Here is a 13,608-nt window from a genome sequence, read left to right as displayed (position 1 = left end):
ACGACCCTGTTGTCACGGCGCAGGGCCGGGGACTGCCCGTGTGGACACTCGGACAGTGTTTCCATAACAATGATGCCGGTGTCACGGCACCGGAGTATCAAGCCAAACCAGGAGGGCTGTATGCGCAAGCCAGAACTCGCCGCGGCGATTGCCGAGCGTGCCGATCTATCCAAGGACAAGGCCAGCCAGGTGTTGAACGTCATCCTCGACGAAATCACCGGTAGCGTGTCTTCCGGCCAGGACGTGTCGTTGATCGGCTTCGGCACCTTCACCGTGCGCGAGCGTGCCGCCCGCACCGGCAAGAACCCTCAGACGGGCCAGCCGCTGAAGATTCCCGCCAGCAAGACAGTCGCCTTCAAGCCCGGCAAGGGGCTCAAGGACGCAGTCGCCCGCTGAGGTGACGACTACCACCGCCTGTCCTCCAGGCGGTGGATCGATATCGCGGCCCGGTAGCGGGCCGCGCCTACCCGTCGACCGGTGAGGCAACATGACCCTGAGACTGATGCTTTGGCTGCTGGGCGTCATGCTCAAGCGGGCCTTCAAGCGCAAGGCGCGATTCCGCGAACGTCTGCAAGACCGGGGTGGGCTCGACTGGGGCATCGCCACCGAAGATCTGTCCATCGCGCGCCACTATCGCATGCGTCCCACGGGGATCGAGAGTCAGCGCGGACTGCCGGTGGATCTCGATCTGGAACTACGCTTCCAGGACAGTCAGACCGCGATCAAGGTACTCCGGCGCCCCTCCCAGCGCACCTTCCTCGATGCCATGATGGCCGGCCAGCTTCGACTGGTGGGCGACGCCCAGGATCTTGATCGGCTGCAGCGCCTGCTCAAGCACCTGTGAGGCACACCTGATTCATACCCGGCCCACGCCTGGCCCACACCCGGTTCACACCTGGCCATAGCGGCCGGCTTCCTCGCCCAGCCAGCGCCTGATCAGTGGCCTGCTGGCCTCTGCTGCCTGCTCGAGCAGGGCATCGGCCAGTGGAGTGATGCGCGGCAACAGGTCGGCATCGCGCTCCAAGTCGGCGATCTTCATCTGGGCCAGCCCCGTCTGGCGGGTGCCCAGAACCTCTCCGGGGCCGCGAATCTCGAGGTCGCGCTCGGCGATGCGGAAGCCGTCGGTGGTCTCGCGCATGACCGCCAGGCGCTGCTTGGAAGACTCCGACAGCGGCGGATGGTAGAGCAGCACGCAGTAGCTCTCGGTACTGCCGCGCCCCACCCGGCCACGTAGCTGATGCAGCTGCGACAGCCCCAGGCGTTCGGGGTTCTCGATGATCATCAAACTGGCGTTGGGCACGTCGACACCGACCTCGATGACCGTGGTGGCGACCAGCAGGTCCAGCTCACCGCTCTTGAAGGCGGCCATCGTCTCGGCCTTCTCGGCTGCCTTCATGCGCCCGTGGACCAGGCCGACGGCCAGGCCCGGCAGAGCCTCGGTCAGCTCCTCGTGGGTCACCTCGGCGGCCTGGCAGGTCATCGCCTCGGACTCCTCGATCAGGGTGCAGACCCAGTAGGCCTGGCGGCCCTCGTCGCAGGCCGAGCGGATGCGCTGAATCACCTCGGGCCGACGTTCGTCCGGCACCACCGCGGTGGTCACCGGGGTACGCCCGGGGGGCAGCTCATCGATGACCGAGACGTCCAGATCAGCGTAGGCGCTCATCGCCAGGGTGCGCGGGATCGGGGTGGCGGTCATCACCAGCTGGTGGGGCGTCAGCCCGCCCTGTTCGCCCTTCTCGCGTAGCGCCAGACGCTGATGCACGCCAAAACGGTGCTGTTCGTCGATGATCGCCAGACCCAGGCGAGAAAACACCACATCATCCTGGAAGATGGCGTGGGTGCCGACGATCATGCGCGCTCGACCGTCGGCGATGGCGGCCTTGGTGTCCAGGCGCGCCTTGCCCTTGAGCTTGCCCGACAGCCAGGCCACGTCGATGTCCAGCGGCGCAAACCAGTCGCGGAAGGCGCGGTAGTGCTGCTCGGCCAGCAGTTCGGTGGGGGCCATGATGGCCGCCTGGCAGCCGCCGGCGATGGCCGTCAGTGCCGCCATCGCCGCCACCACGGTCTTGCCCGAACCGACGTCGCCCTGGACCAGACGCAGCATGGGCGCGGGCCGGGCCAGGTCGGCTCCGATCTCGTCGAGTACGCGGCGCTGGGCGCCGGTCAACGAAAATGGCAGCTGGGCCAGAAAGCGAGTCTTCAGGCTGCGACCGCTGGGCAGCTCCGGCGCGCCATCCGACTGAATGCGCAGGCGCACCTCGCGCAGGCTCAGCTGGTGGGCCAGCAGCTCTTCCATGGCCAAGCGGCGAGTCGCCGGGTGATGCCCGTCACTCAGTGCCTCGACGTCGCTGTCGGGGGGCGGATGGTGCAGGGTGGCGAGGCTATCGTACAGCGAGGCCAGGCCGAAGCGCTGGCGCAGGTTTTCCGGCAGGTAGTCCGGCAGCGCCTCGGGGGTCTCTTCGAGCAGCGTCATGGCCTGGTCGATCAGCGCCCGCAGACGTGCCTGGGCCAGACCCTCGGTGGTGGGGTAGATCGGTGTCAGGTGGTCTTCCACCGGCGGTTCACTGCCACCGATCAGACGATATTCCGGGTGGTAGATCTCCAGACCGGTCGCGCCGGCGCGGGCCTCGCCGAAGGCGCGCACCCGCACGCCGGGGCGAAACTGCTGCTGCTGCGCCGGCGAGAAGTGGAAGAAGCGCAGGCTGAGGATGCCGCTGCCGTCACGCAGGCGTACCAGCAGGCTGCGGCGGCGACCCCGGACCACGTCGGCGGCGGATATCTCGCCCTCGACCACCGCCTCGTGTCCCCCTCGCAGGGTGGCGATGGGGGTGATCCGGGTGCGGTCCTGGTAGCGCAACGGCAGGTGAAACAGCAGGTCCTCGATTCGCTCTACCTTGAGCCTGGCCAGCTTCAGGGCCAGCGCCTCGCCGACCCCCTTGAGCGTCGTGACCGGGTCCGCAAGCCCGCTCACGGAGTCTCCGATTCGGCGGCGCGGCAGCGCGCGATGGCCTCGGTCACCGCATCGATGGCCTTGGGCCGGGGGAAGCTGGCGCGCCAGGCGATCGCCACGGTACGGCCGGGCGGCTCGGAGAAGGGGCGACTGATCAGCATGCCGCTTTCGTAGTGGCTGGTGCCGATGGCCGAGCGTGGCAGCACCGTGATGCCGAGTCCCGACGCCACCATATGGCGGATGGTCTCGAGCGACCCACCCTCGGCGGTGAGGGTATTGTTGGGGCTGTTGAGCTTGTGACTGATCGCCGGGCAGGCCTCGAGGATCTGGTCGCGGAAGCAGTGGCCTTCGCCCAGCAACAGCAGGCGTTCGTCGAGCAGGTCTTCCTTGGCGATGGTCTCGCGCTCGGCCCAGGGATGTTCCGCTGGCAGCAGCACCTCGAAGTCTTCCTTGTAGAGCGGCTTGGTGACGACGTCGGTCTCGGTGAACGGCAGCGCTACGATGATGGCGTCGAGCTCGCCATTTCTGAGCTTGCGGCGCAATCCGCCAGTAAAGCCTTCCTCGATGTACAGCGGCATCTGGGGCGCGCCGCGGGTCAGCTCCGGGATCAGGTGCGGGAACAGGTAGGGCCCGATGGTATAGATCGCACCGATACGCAAGGGACTGGCCAACTGGTCACGGCCGGCGGTGGCCAGTTCCTTGATGGCACTGCTTTGCTCCAGTACGCGCTGGGCCTGTTCGACGATCTTTTCTCCGAGGGGCGTGACCTGTACCGTGGACTTGGAGCGCTCGAACAGGGCAACCTCCAGCTCCTCTTCCAGCTTCTTTACCGCCACCGAGAGGGTCGGCTGGGAGACGAAACAGCGCTCGGCGGCGCGGCCAAAGTGGCGCTCCTGAGCCAAGGTTACGATATAGCGGAGTTCTGTTAGAGTCATGATGGTGCCGATCGGCATCCTCTATCCGGGGTATTGATCGAGGCGCCAGACGCTGGACGCGCGGGTCTCCGGGCCGGAGCCTCATAGGGATTTTATATCAGGGGGACGCGGTAAAGGTGAAGACAACGACACTGATTGTTGGTTGTGGCGACATTGGCATAACGCTGGGACGCGAGCTGCTCGCCAGTGGACACCGGGTGATCGGCGCGCGTCGCCGGCCCGAGCGTCTGGCGGATTCGGGTATCGAAGGCGTCAAGGTCGATCTTGCCGACCCCGAAACGCTGGCTGAACTGCCCGATGCCGACATCCTGGTCTACGTGGTCAGCGCCGACCGCTTCGAGGAGGAAGCCTATCGCGGCGCCTACCCCGAGGGCCTGAAGGCGGTACTGGCGACCATGGCCACCCGTGACAAGGCGCCTCGCCACGTGTTCTTCGTGTCCTCCACCAGCGTCTACGCCCAGCGCGACGGCGAGGTGGTGGACGAGACCAGCCCGGCAGAACCCACCGGCTTCTCCGGTGTGCTGATGCGAGAGGCCGAGCAGGCGTTGATCGAACATGACCTGCCCGGCAGCGTGGTGCGTTTCTCCGGCATCTACGGCCCGGGTCGCGATCGTCTGATCCGCCAGGTGGGCGAGGGCCGCATCGCGCCGGCGTCGCCGACGATGTACTCCAACCGCATCCACCGCGATGACTGCGCCGGGGTGCTTTCCCATCTGATCGGCAAGGCGCTGGAGGGCGCCACCCTCGAGCCCCTTTACCTGGCCAGTGACACCGAGCCAGCCCCGCTCAACGAGGTAATGACCTGGCTGGCGAAACAGCTCAAGGTGGAATGTACCGAAACCATCCAGTCGCCCTTGCGGCGCAGGGCCAGCAAGCGCTGCGACTCCAGCCTGCTGATCGACAGCGGGTATCGCTTCCGTTACCCGACCTTCCGTGACGGCTATACCCAGGTGCTGAAGGAAGGCGGTTTTCTCAAGGCTGGCGTGGTGGAGTAAGGCCGGCGTCGAGCACAGGATCGATGAGTTTTTCGCAAGGTCCGACAGTGCAAGGTCCGCCAGCGTAAGGTCGGCAACGGAAATTGCCGGCCAGGTAGCAGAAAAAGCCCGCAACAAGGTTGCGGGCTTTTTCTTGCAGGCTTTGTCTTGCGGACTTTTTTTTGCGGTAGTGGCAACGCGGGGGCGATCCCTTGCCCCGTGTTATGCAAGATGAACGGGGTGTCACCGCTAAAAACGACAAAACAAGATCGTGCAGCGCACGGTTTACCCGGTAGAAGCGTATTCGCTTTCGTGTCGCGAGTGCGCCGAATGCATCGCCAGGGTCTGGCCCTTGTCGGTCACATCCCGCAAGGCTTCAGTAGGCAAGGCGCCAGTTGAGCGCATACAGCTCGAAGCCGTCGTTGGGCTCCTTGATACTGGCATTGGAGTAGTGGGTGGCACTGATCGACAGATCGCCGTAGGGGCCCATCCGTAGCCCCAGGGCGAGACGATCCTCGAACTGGAAGGAGCTCCCCAGATCCCGGTCCTCGATATGGGTATCGATAAAGGCCGAGGCACCGATGCCGCCTTCCACGAAGACGTGGTCCCAGCTATAGCGCAGCGCCGGGCGCAGGTAGAAGGCCTGGTTGTCGCTGCGGTCGTCGCCCTCGAACAGGATCACTCCGGTGCCCAGGCGCAGATCCAGCGAGGGGTGATAGCGGCTCAGGTCGAAGGTCCAGTCGTAGCCCAGGTCCAGCGCCCCGGTGCCCTCGCTGGTGGAGCCGAGGCCGAGGGTGGGGCCCGCCGTGGCGGTAGAGGCGAGTCCCATGAGCAGGCAGCAGGCCAGCGGGCGGGCGAGTGAGGTAGGCATGGCGATTCCCCTATCCTTGTTGTGTCCCCGGGTCGTGGATCCAGCTGGCCCGAGCGCTGTTCGTTATTGTCTTTTGCAAATGGCTTTCGACACTGGCATTCGCACTTGTGCAACTGTTGCGTCTTGCCCGGATATCGGTGACGCAGCTGTGCTGCAATACGCTAGTCCCGGGTCCCACCATCGTTCGTGATTCAGGTCACATTCTTCTGCATAGCCGTGAGGTTTCTGCACAGCGGAAAAGCTCTTGTCGATAGGCTTGCCCCAGGTAGATCGGTCAACAGGCAGACCCACCGGTGTACGAAAGGTGGTGTTCCTGTGCCTGGCCGGAGCCTACGCTCAAGGGTGTCACTATCGGTCCGATGGCAGAGCTACCTATACCGAGTTATCGACTGGTTGCCAGCGTGGTATATCGGCTTCCTTCGTGACTAATTGATGACTGTATTAGTTGAATTGAAGTATAAGGCCAGCAGTAATAATCTTCTGATAAAGGTTGTGCTGATTGAGTCATCGCACTACGCAGTAACGATACATGGGGTCGAAATTGCTGCGGTTGGTGGGGCAGGCCCCATAGCGTGAGCTGACACGACAGGTCGCTCTGCAGCTTGAGAAGGGAGTCAGGGGGAGAGGAAGGACCGATCCAGACGATACCGGGCCGGTGGAAGTAGCCTACGTGGTCGAGGGTCAGTTGACCGGGCGCGCAGGGGTAGCGCTGGACCCAGCGACGCAGCTTCGAGGCGGTGGTGTCATCCTGCTCACCGAGGAAGGCCAGCGTCAGGTGGAGGTTGTCGTCGGAGATGCGGCGTCCGCCCCGTTCGGCGTGCAGCCGGTCGGCCAGCCCGCCGAGGCGTTGGCGCAGCGCAGCAGGCGGCGTGAGCGCAAGAAACAGTCGCATCCCCGGATTGCCCAGGCCGGGAGCGAGGTCCGGGTCCCAGTGGCCTCGGACCCCGATCTCAGACTCTGACCTCAGGCTCTTACCATCAGTCGCCGATGACCATCACCGCCTCGGCTTCGAACTGGGCGCCCTTGGGCAGGGCCTTGACGCCGACGGCGGCACGCGCCGGGTACGGCTTGGTGAAGACCTCTTCCATCACCTTGTTGACGGTGGCGAAGTTGTCCAGGTCGACCAGGTAGAGATTGAGCTTGACGATGTCCTGCAGCGAGCCTGCGGCCTCTTCACACACCGCCTTGAGGTTGGTGAAGACCTGGCGTGCCTGGGCCTCGAAGTCGTCGGAAACCAGCTCCATGGTGGCCGGGTCCAGCGGAATCTGGCCAGACATGTAGACGGTGTTGCCGGCCTTGATGGCCTGGGCGTAGGGGCCGATGGCGGCGGGTGCCTGGTCGGTGTTGATGACAGCCTTGTTGCTCATTATTGACTCCTGATGTCGTGTCAGCGGCAAATAGCAACACCACCACCAGGGCCGTCATCGGGATGACGGCCCTGGCGTTGGGGCTCAATTGCCAAGTCGAGATATCTTGCCGATATGCGAAAGGTTACGCAGTCGTTTGATGATGCGTGCCAGATGGGTCCGATTGCGCACAGAAAGCGTCAGATTGACGATCGAGAGCCGGGCGTCACGCTCTTCGATGCCGATGCGCTCGATATTGGCGTCGGCGTCGGTGATCAGGCCGGCCAGTTCGGCCACCAGGCCGCGACGGCTTTCGACCTCGAGGCGCAGCGCCACGGGGAAGTCCTCGTCGATGGTATCCGACCAGTTGAGCGTCAGCAGCTTCTCCGGGTCGCTCTTCAATTCCTGGAGGTTACGGCACTCTGCGCGGTGGACCACGATGCCCTTGCCCACCGACAGATGGCCGATGATCGGGTCTCCCGGCAACGGGTGGCAGCAGCGGGCAAACTTGATCACCATGCCTTCGACGCCGCTGATGGTGACCCTGGAGCTGTCCTCGGCGGCCTCGCTATGGGAGATTCGCTCGCCACGGTGCAGTTCCACCAGACGACGGGCGATCACCTGGGTCATGCGATTGCCAAGGCCGATGGCTTCGAGCAGGGCGGATTCGCTCTGCAGCTCCATCTCCTTGAGCAGCCGTGCCATGACGTCTTCGCCGACGTCCTCCAGATGCACGCCGAACTCGCCCAGCGCCTTGGTCAGCAGACGGCGTCCCAGCTGTACCGCTTCGGTATGCTGCTGATGCTTGAGCGCATGGCGGATCGCCGAACGCGCCTTGGCGGTAACGACGAAATTGAGCCAGGCCAGGTTCGGCTTGCCCCCCGGAGAGGTGATGATCTCCAGCGTCTGGCCGCTCTCCAGGCGCGATGACAGCGGGGCCAGATGGCGGTCGATGCGACAGGCGATGCAGGTGTTGCCGATCTCGGTGTGCACGGCGTAGGCGAAGTCGATCACGGTGGCGCCCTGCGGCAGCTCCATGATGTCGCCTTTCGGCGTGAACACGTAGATATCATCGGGGAACAGGTCGTTCTTGACGTGTTCGATGAACTCCAGCGAATCGCCGGCATGGCGCTGCATCTCGAGCAGCCCCTTGACCCATTCCCGGGCCCTGGCGCGGCTGCCTTCGGCGATCGGGTGGGAGGTCTGCCCGGCCTTGTACAGCCAGTGGGCGGCGATACCGTTGTTGGCCATCGCCTCCATCTCCCGGGTACGGATCTGGACCTCGATGGGCATGCCGCTGTTGCCGAACAGGGTGGTATGCAGGCTCTGGTAGCCGTTGGCCTTGGGGATGGCGATGTAGTCCTTGAAGCGCCCCGGGACCGGCTTGTAGAGATTGTGCACCATGCCGAGGATGCGATAGCAGCTGTCGACGTCGTCGGCGATGATGCGAAAGCCGAACACGTCCATGATCTCGGCGAACGACTTTCGCTGGTCGCGCATCTTGCGATAGATCGACAGCAGGTGCTTCTGACGCCCGATCACCGTGCCCTTCAGCTCGTGCTCGTCGAGCCGGGTCTGCAGTGCGTTCTGGACCTGACGGATGGCCGAGCGACGGTTGCCTCTGGCGCTGGCCACGGCGCGCTTGATGCGTTCGGCACGCATCGGGTGGATGGCCTGGAACGACAGGTCCTCGAGCTCGACCCTGATGGTATTGATGCCGAGGCGGCTGGCTACCCGGGCATAGATCTCGAGGGTCTCTCGGGCGATGCGACGCTTCTTGTCCGGGCGCAGCGCGCCCAGGGTGCGCATGTTGTGCAGCCGGTCGGCCAGCTTGACGATGATCACCCGGATATCCCGGGACATCGCCATGACCATCTTCTGGAAGTTTTCCGCCTGGGCGACGGCCTTGTCCTCGAAGGTGATCTGGGTGAGCTTCGAGACGCCGTCGACCAGCTCGGCCACGGCGTCGCCGAATTGCCCCGCCAGCGCGTCCTTGGAGACCCCGGTATCCTCGATGACGTCGTGCAGCATGGCCGCCATCAGACTCTGATGGTCCATGTGCATGTTGGCGAGGATGTTGGCCACCGCCAGTGGGTGGGTCACATAGGGTTCGCCGGAGCGACGACGCTGGCCGTCGTGGGCCTGTTCGGCATAATAGAAGGCACGCCTGACCTGCTGGATTTCCTCGGCGGGCAGATAGCCTCCGAGTCGGTCAGACAGATCGTCGATCGTGAACATGTGGCGTGCCCTGACTGCGTGATGAGAAGCCCTAAGGGCGACCAGTGGCCGCCTTCGGCGCGATCATTCCTCGGAGGGCGAGGCCTGGTACTCGGGACGGAAGCGGCTGGGTGCCTCGACCGGCTCGTCCAGCACGCTGTGGTCGATCAGGCCTTCGGCGATCTCGCGCAGCGCCATGACCGTGGGCTTGTCGTTTTCCCAGGGAAGCAGCGCGTCGCGTGAGCCACGGGCCAGCTGCCGGGAGCGCTGGGTGGAAATCATCACCAGCTTGAAACGGTTCTCGACGTGTTCCAGACAATCTTCGACAGTAACTCGCGCCATTGGGCCCTTCCTGATCTGACAGACGGTGTGTCGGGCAGGTGCTGGCCTTTCGCGGTCGGCGAGACGGACTGTGCCCCCGTCGACGATTGCGCCCGGGGGTTGCACCTGCGAAGTGACAGGCTAGATTACTCGAGTCACGCCGCCTGTGACAAGACGCCAGGGCCTGGTTGCAGCGCCGAAAAGCGAACCGTGGGAGGCGTGGGTTGCCCGCGCTCCTCGGCGACTTGCCTTTGGTGACGTTCTAGTCGGACAGCAGCGCCTCGAGCAGTGGGGCATGGCGCTGGCCAAGGCGCGGTGTGGCCAGGCGCTGGCTGACCACCAGGGCGCGCAGTTCGTCCAGGGCGGTGGTGAAGTCGTCGTTGATGACCAGGAAGTCATATTCGCTGTAGTGCGACATTTCGCTGACCGCTTCACGCATGCGCGCGCTGACCACCTGATGATCGTCGGTGCCGCGGCTCGACAGACGGCGTTCGAGCTCTTCCCGCGATGGCGGCAGGATGAACACCGAGACAGCCTCTGGTAGCTGTTCACGCACCTGGCGGGCGCCTTGCCAGTCGATCTCCAGGATCACGTCCTGGCCGGCGGCCAGCAGTGTCTCCACTGCGCTGCGCGAGGTGCCGTAGCAGTTGTCGAAGACCCGGGCATGCTCGAAGAAGTCACCTTGCTCGATCATCGCCTCGAAGGTGGCCATGTCGACGAAGTGGTAGTTCACGCCGTCGACCTCGCCTGGACGCATGGGGCGGGTAGTGTGGGAGACCGAGACCTGAATGCCGTCGAGACCCTCGATCAATTCACGCACCAGGCTGGTCTTGCCGGCACCGGAAGGGGCAGAAACGATAAACAGCGTACCTTGGGACATGGGCGGGGTCTTCACTTGGAGGCCTTGGGGATCGTGCGCCGTTCGCGGGCGACTTCGCGGGCGACAAGGTGGCGAAGTATGGCACAGTTGGGCCTGGGCCTGCATCCGCCCAGGCTGACCCGCGACGTCGCTCGGTGGGGCCATCGCTCCCCCTGGACTCTCCGTGAATTCCCCCTGAACTCCCGTGAAAAAGCGCCGTGGAGAGGGAAACGGGACCGCCTGGACGTGCGGCGAGATCGAAAAAAGGCAAGCCGATGGCGGCGGGGAATCCGGGGAGCGTCATTCAGCCGGGGCGGAACAACGTCCGAGCATGGGCAAGGGAGCAAAAGACATGAAAGGAACAGCCTGGCGGGCGGCGTTGACGGGGGTGCTGATCCGGCTGGTGGCACGGCTGGTGACGGCGCCCAGGCCGATCTGGTCGGGAGTCGCGCCGGTGGCACGTCAGCGGCTGTACTTTGCCAATCACTCGAGTCATGGCGACTTCGTGCTGATCTGGACCACCCTGCCGCCGCGCCTGCGGGCGCGCACCCGCCCCGTGGCGGGTGCCGACTACTGGCTGGCGTCACGGCTGCGGCGCTTTCTGATCCACGACGTCTTCAAGGGGGTGCTGGTCGACCGTCAGCGCAAGCCCGGCCAACCTGACCCCCTGGCGGTGCTGCGTGAAGCGCTCGACGGCGGCGACTCGCTGATTCTGTTTCCCGAGGGCACCCGCAATACCGATGACAAGGGCCTTTTGCCGTTCAAGCCGGGGCTCTACCACCTGGCCTGCGACTATCCCGAGGTAGAACTGGTGCCGGTATGGATCGATAACCTCAATCGGGTGCTGCCCAAGGGCGAGGTGGTACCGCTGCCGCTGTTATGCACGCTCAACTACGGCGAGCCGCTGGCTCGGATAGAGGGCGAGGCCAAGACCGATTTTCTGGCCCGGGCCCAGCGAGCGCTGCAGGCGCTGGCGCCGGCCGGGGCCAGCGTTCCCAGCGACCCCGTGTCACCCGTCACCGCTCATCCAGGTTCTACCACCCCTGGCGCTACCACCCCTGCTAACACCACCCCAGCTAACAGCACCCCAGGCTCCGCCACCGAGGCATCTGGCCCCAGGGAGGGGGCGCCGAATGACTGATATCGTGATTCCCGCCGGTCTCGGCACCCTGCTCGCCGCCATCGTCGGGATCTTGCTGGTGGCCAGTAGCGTTGGCTTCGTACTGGCCCGCCGCTATTCGCCCGAGGGCGAAAACGAGGTGATCGAAAACCTCAACCAGCGCATCCGCTCCTGGTGGATCATGACGCTGTTGATGGGTATCGCCCTGCTCGGCGGCAGGACCGGGGTGGTGCTGCTGTTTGCCTTCGCCTCGTTTTCCGCGTTGCGCGAGTTCATCGGCCTGGTGCCGTCACGACGGGCCGATCACTGGGCCCTGGCGCTGGTGTTCTTCGTGGTGCTGCCGGTGCAGTACCTGTTCATCTGGCACCAGTACTACGGCATGTACTCGATCTTCATTCCGGTCTACGCGTTCCTGCTGTTGCCGGTGGTGGCGGCCCTGAGAGGGGATAGTCAGGGCTTTCTCGAGCGGGTCAGCGAGGTCCAGTGGGCGCTGATGGTGTGCGTCTTCTGCGTATCCCACGTGCCTGCGCTGTTGAGCCTGGAAATCCCCGGCTATGAGGGGCGCAACGTGCTGCTGATAGCCTTTCTGATCGTGGTGGTGCAGCTCAGCGATGTCCTGCAGTACGTCTGGGGCAAGCTGCTCGGGCGCCGGCGTATCGCCCCCAGGCTATCGCCCTCCAAGACCCTGGAAGGCTTCCTCGGCGGGGTGGCCAGTGCCACCCTGGTCGGGGCCGGATTGGCCTGGATGACCCCCTTTTCCATGGGCCAGGCGGCGCTGCTGGCGCTGATGATCGCGCTGCTCGGCTTCGTCGGGGGACTGGTGATGTCGGCGATCAAGCGCGATCGCGGGATCAAGGACTGGGGTCACCTGATCGAGGGACATGGCGGCTTTATCGATCGTCTGGATTCGGTGATCTTCTCGGCACCGATCTTCTTCCACGTGGTGCGCTACTTCTGGTCGGTGGCATGAGGCCCTGGTGGCGTCATAACGCAATGCATGGACTGGTGGGCTTCGTCGCCATGGGCGGTTGGGCGGCGCTGGCCAATCGGGCTTTCGGCCCGACGGAGATGGTTCAGGCGGGGCTGATTCAGGGGGCCTTGTCGGCGTTGCTGACGCTCTATCTGAAGCGCGTGGTGGAGCACCTCAATCGACGCCTCGCCGGCCCCGCTCGCTGGTGGTGTCCACCGCTGGTGGCGGTGAGCGGCTCTGCTACCCTGTTGACCGCCATTCACTGGTGGGCCGGTACCCCGGCCCTGCTGACCACGCTGGCCCTGCCACTGGCGGTGTCGTCGAGCTATGTAGTGATCTACAACCTGTTGCTGATACGCCAGCACCCCACCTCACCTCACGACAAGGATGCAACACCATGACCGAGCCCGAACGTCGCCCGTTGGCCAGTCGCCAGACGTCCTGGGCGCGCGGTATCAGCCGTCGCCTGGCGGCGAGCCGCGTCACGCCCAATCAGGTCTCTCGCGTCAGCATGCTGATGGCGCTGGTCGCCGGCGTCAGTCTGGCAGCGAGTGCCGAATTCGATGGCCTGGCGCGGGCCGGCTGGATGGTGCTGGCGGCGCTGGGGATTCAGGGGCGTCTGTTGTGCAACCTGTTCGACGGCATGATTGCCATCGAATCGGGCCAGGCGTTGCCGACCGGTGCCCTGTGGAACGAGGTGCCGGATCGAATCTCGGATGCCCTGGTGCTGGTGGGTCTGGGTCTTGCCATCGATACCCCTTCCCTCGGCTGGGCGGCGGCGGCACTGGCCATCCTGACGGCCTACGTCAGGGCCTTCGCCGACAGTCTCGGCCATCGTGGTGATTTTGGCGGGGTCATGGCCAAACCCCAGCGCATGGCCGTGGTCACAATAGCGGCACTGATCGCTGCGCTGGCGCCGTTGTGGGGCTGGCGCGATGAACCGTTGATCGTTGCCGTCTGGCTGGTCATCCTGGGCAGCGGCTGGACCGCCTGGGCAAGGGCGCGGCGCCTGCATCGTTTCCTTGCCGAAGGCGGCGCCTGAGTC

15 protein-coding genes are annotated in these 13,608 nt (G+C 64.8%); 7 read left to right on the top strand and 8 right to left on the bottom strand.

The window, feature by feature from the left end; genetic code table 11:
* The first annotated feature begins 120 nt into the window (after positions 1-120).
* Positions 121-396, top strand: coding sequence for an HU family DNA-binding protein (locus tag NKF27_RS20835; protein WP_045991652.1), 276 nt, complete (start codon positions 121-123; stop codon positions 394-396).
* A 91-nt stretch (positions 397-487) separates the two neighbouring features.
* Entirely contained in the window at positions 488-844 is a 357-nt protein-coding gene (locus tag NKF27_RS20830; RefSeq protein WP_045991653.1) for a hypothetical protein, read from the top strand.
* A gap of 45 nt (positions 845-889) precedes the next feature.
* On the opposite strand, the gene recG is transcribed toward NKF27_RS20830, so the two are convergent.
* Both recG and NKF27_RS20820 read right to left on the bottom strand, forming a co-directional pair.
* Positions 890-2,971 (bottom strand): ATP-dependent DNA helicase RecG, encoded by a 2,082-nt coding sequence (recG, locus tag NKF27_RS20825; protein WP_253554745.1) that lies wholly within the window; start codon positions 2,969-2,971, stop codon positions 890-892.
* Positions 2,968-3,885: a hydrogen peroxide-inducible genes activator gene (locus tag NKF27_RS20820; RefSeq protein WP_253556529.1), complete on the bottom strand. Its 918-nt coding sequence runs from the start codon at positions 3,883-3,885 to the stop codon at positions 2,968-2,970. The genes recG and NKF27_RS20820 overlap by 4 nt, the downstream gene beginning before the upstream one ends.
* Positions 3,886-4,001: 116 nt before the next feature.
* Between NKF27_RS20820 and NKF27_RS20815 the strand changes: the two genes are divergently transcribed.
* Positions 4,002-4,880: an SDR family oxidoreductase gene (locus NKF27_RS20815; protein WP_253554743.1), complete on the top strand. Its 879-nt coding sequence runs from the start codon at positions 4,002-4,004 to the stop codon at positions 4,878-4,880.
* Between the two features lie 355 nt (positions 4,881-5,235).
* On the opposite strand, the gene NKF27_RS20810 is transcribed toward NKF27_RS20815, so the two are convergent.
* The 6 genes from NKF27_RS20810 to gmk form a co-directional block, all read right to left on the bottom strand.
* Positions 5,236-5,730, bottom strand: coding sequence for an acyloxyacyl hydrolase (locus tag NKF27_RS20810; RefSeq protein WP_253554741.1), 495 nt, complete (start codon positions 5,728-5,730; stop codon positions 5,236-5,238).
* 382 nt (positions 5,731-6,112) lie between these two features.
* Positions 6,113-6,622 (bottom strand): RNA 2',3'-cyclic phosphodiesterase, encoded by a 510-nt coding sequence (gene thpR, locus NKF27_RS20805; protein WP_253554738.1) that lies wholly within the window; start codon positions 6,620-6,622, stop codon positions 6,113-6,115.
* Positions 6,623-6,707: 85 nt separating this feature from the next.
* Positions 6,708-7,097 (bottom strand): RidA family protein, encoded by a 390-nt coding sequence (locus NKF27_RS20800; RefSeq protein ID WP_108131980.1) that lies wholly within the window; start codon positions 7,095-7,097, stop codon positions 6,708-6,710.
* 84 nt (positions 7,098-7,181) lie between these two features.
* Positions 7,182-9,314: a bifunctional (p)ppGpp synthetase/guanosine-3',5'-bis(diphosphate) 3'-pyrophosphohydrolase gene (locus NKF27_RS20795; RefSeq protein ID WP_253554734.1), complete on the bottom strand. Its 2,133-nt coding sequence runs from the start codon at positions 9,312-9,314 to the stop codon at positions 7,182-7,184.
* Positions 9,315-9,377: 63 nt separating this feature from the next.
* Positions 9,378-9,635, bottom strand: coding sequence for a DNA-directed RNA polymerase subunit omega (gene rpoZ, locus NKF27_RS20790; protein ID WP_045991658.1), 258 nt, complete (start codon positions 9,633-9,635; stop codon positions 9,378-9,380).
* A gap of 241 nt (positions 9,636-9,876) precedes the next feature.
* On the bottom strand, positions 9,877-10,494 hold the full coding sequence (gene gmk / locus NKF27_RS20785) for a guanylate kinase (RefSeq protein WP_253554733.1): 618 nt from the start codon (positions 10,492-10,494) through the stop codon (positions 9,877-9,879).
* 331 nt (positions 10,495-10,825) lie between these two features.
* Here gmk and NKF27_RS20780 point away from each other — a divergent pair, with 331 nt between their 5' ends.
* The 4 genes from NKF27_RS20780 to NKF27_RS20765 are packed head-to-tail and all read left to right on the top strand — an operon-like array spanning position 10,826 to position 13,605.
* A complete protein-coding gene (locus tag NKF27_RS20780; protein ID WP_253554731.1) occupies positions 10,826-11,614 on the top strand; it encodes a 1-acyl-sn-glycerol-3-phosphate acyltransferase in 789 nt (262 codons plus the stop codon).
* Positions 11,607-12,563 (top strand): phosphatidate cytidylyltransferase, encoded by a 957-nt coding sequence (locus NKF27_RS20775; RefSeq protein ID WP_108449559.1) that lies wholly within the window; start codon positions 11,607-11,609, stop codon positions 12,561-12,563. Before NKF27_RS20780 ends, NKF27_RS20775 begins: the two co-directional genes overlap by 8 nt.
* Positions 12,564-12,586: 23 nt before the next feature.
* Entirely contained in the window at positions 12,587-12,964 is a 378-nt protein-coding gene (locus tag NKF27_RS20770; RefSeq protein ID WP_253554730.1) for a hypothetical protein, read from the top strand.
* Complete coding sequence (locus NKF27_RS20765; RefSeq protein ID WP_253554728.1) at positions 12,961-13,605, top strand: CDP-alcohol phosphatidyltransferase family protein; 645 nt, start codon at positions 12,961-12,963, stop codon at positions 13,603-13,605. Before NKF27_RS20770 ends, NKF27_RS20765 begins: the two co-directional genes overlap by 4 nt.
* Positions 13,606-13,608: the final 3 nt, after the last annotated feature.

It is taken from the genome of Halomonas sp. DN3, from assembly GCF_024137905.1.
Taxonomy (GTDB): domain Bacteria; phylum Pseudomonadota; class Gammaproteobacteria; order Pseudomonadales; family Halomonadaceae; genus Halomonas; species Halomonas litopenaei.
Note: the sequence above shows the minus strand (reverse complement) of the source record. Positions and strands in the feature narration are given on the sequence as shown.

Excerpts from the sequence above, each read along its gene's own strand:
- NKF27_RS20780 (WP_253554731.1), top strand. The coding sequence starts at position 10,826 with ATGAAAGGAACAGCCTGGCGGGCGGCGTTGACGGGGGTGCTGATCCGG.
- thpR (WP_253554738.1), bottom strand. The coding sequence starts at position 6,622 with ATGCGACTGTTTCTTGCGCTCACGCCGCCTGCTGCGCTGCGCCAACGC.
- gmk (WP_253554733.1), bottom strand. The coding sequence starts at position 10,494 with ATGTCCCAAGGTACGCTGTTTATCGTTTCTGCCCCTTCCGGTGCCGGC.
- NKF27_RS20795 (WP_253554734.1), bottom strand. The coding sequence starts at position 9,314 with ATGTTCACGATCGACGATCTGTCTGACCGACTCGGAGGCTATCTGCCC.
- NKF27_RS20830 (WP_045991653.1), top strand. The coding sequence starts at position 488 with ATGACCCTGAGACTGATGCTTTGGCTGCTGGGCGTCATGCTCAAGCGG.
- NKF27_RS20810 (WP_253554741.1), bottom strand. The coding sequence starts at position 5,730 with ATGCCTACCTCACTCGCCCGCCCGCTGGCCTGCTGCCTGCTCATGGGA.
- rpoZ (WP_045991658.1), bottom strand. The coding sequence starts at position 9,635 with ATGGCGCGAGTTACTGTCGAAGATTGTCTGGAACACGTCGAGAACCGT.
- NKF27_RS20820 (WP_253556529.1), bottom strand. The coding sequence starts at position 3,885 with ATGACTCTAACAGAACTCCGCTATATCGTAACCTTGGCTCAGGAGCGC.
- NKF27_RS20775 (WP_108449559.1), top strand. The coding sequence starts at position 11,607 with ATGACTGATATCGTGATTCCCGCCGGTCTCGGCACCCTGCTCGCCGCC.
- NKF27_RS20765 (WP_253554728.1), top strand. The coding sequence starts at position 12,961 with ATGACCGAGCCCGAACGTCGCCCGTTGGCCAGTCGCCAGACGTCCTGG.
- NKF27_RS20770 (WP_253554730.1), top strand. The coding sequence starts at position 12,587 with ATGCATGGACTGGTGGGCTTCGTCGCCATGGGCGGTTGGGCGGCGCTG.
- NKF27_RS20835 (WP_045991652.1), top strand. The coding sequence starts at position 121 with ATGCGCAAGCCAGAACTCGCCGCGGCGATTGCCGAGCGTGCCGATCTA.
- NKF27_RS20800 (WP_108131980.1), bottom strand. The coding sequence starts at position 7,097 with ATGAGCAACAAGGCTGTCATCAACACCGACCAGGCACCCGCCGCCATC.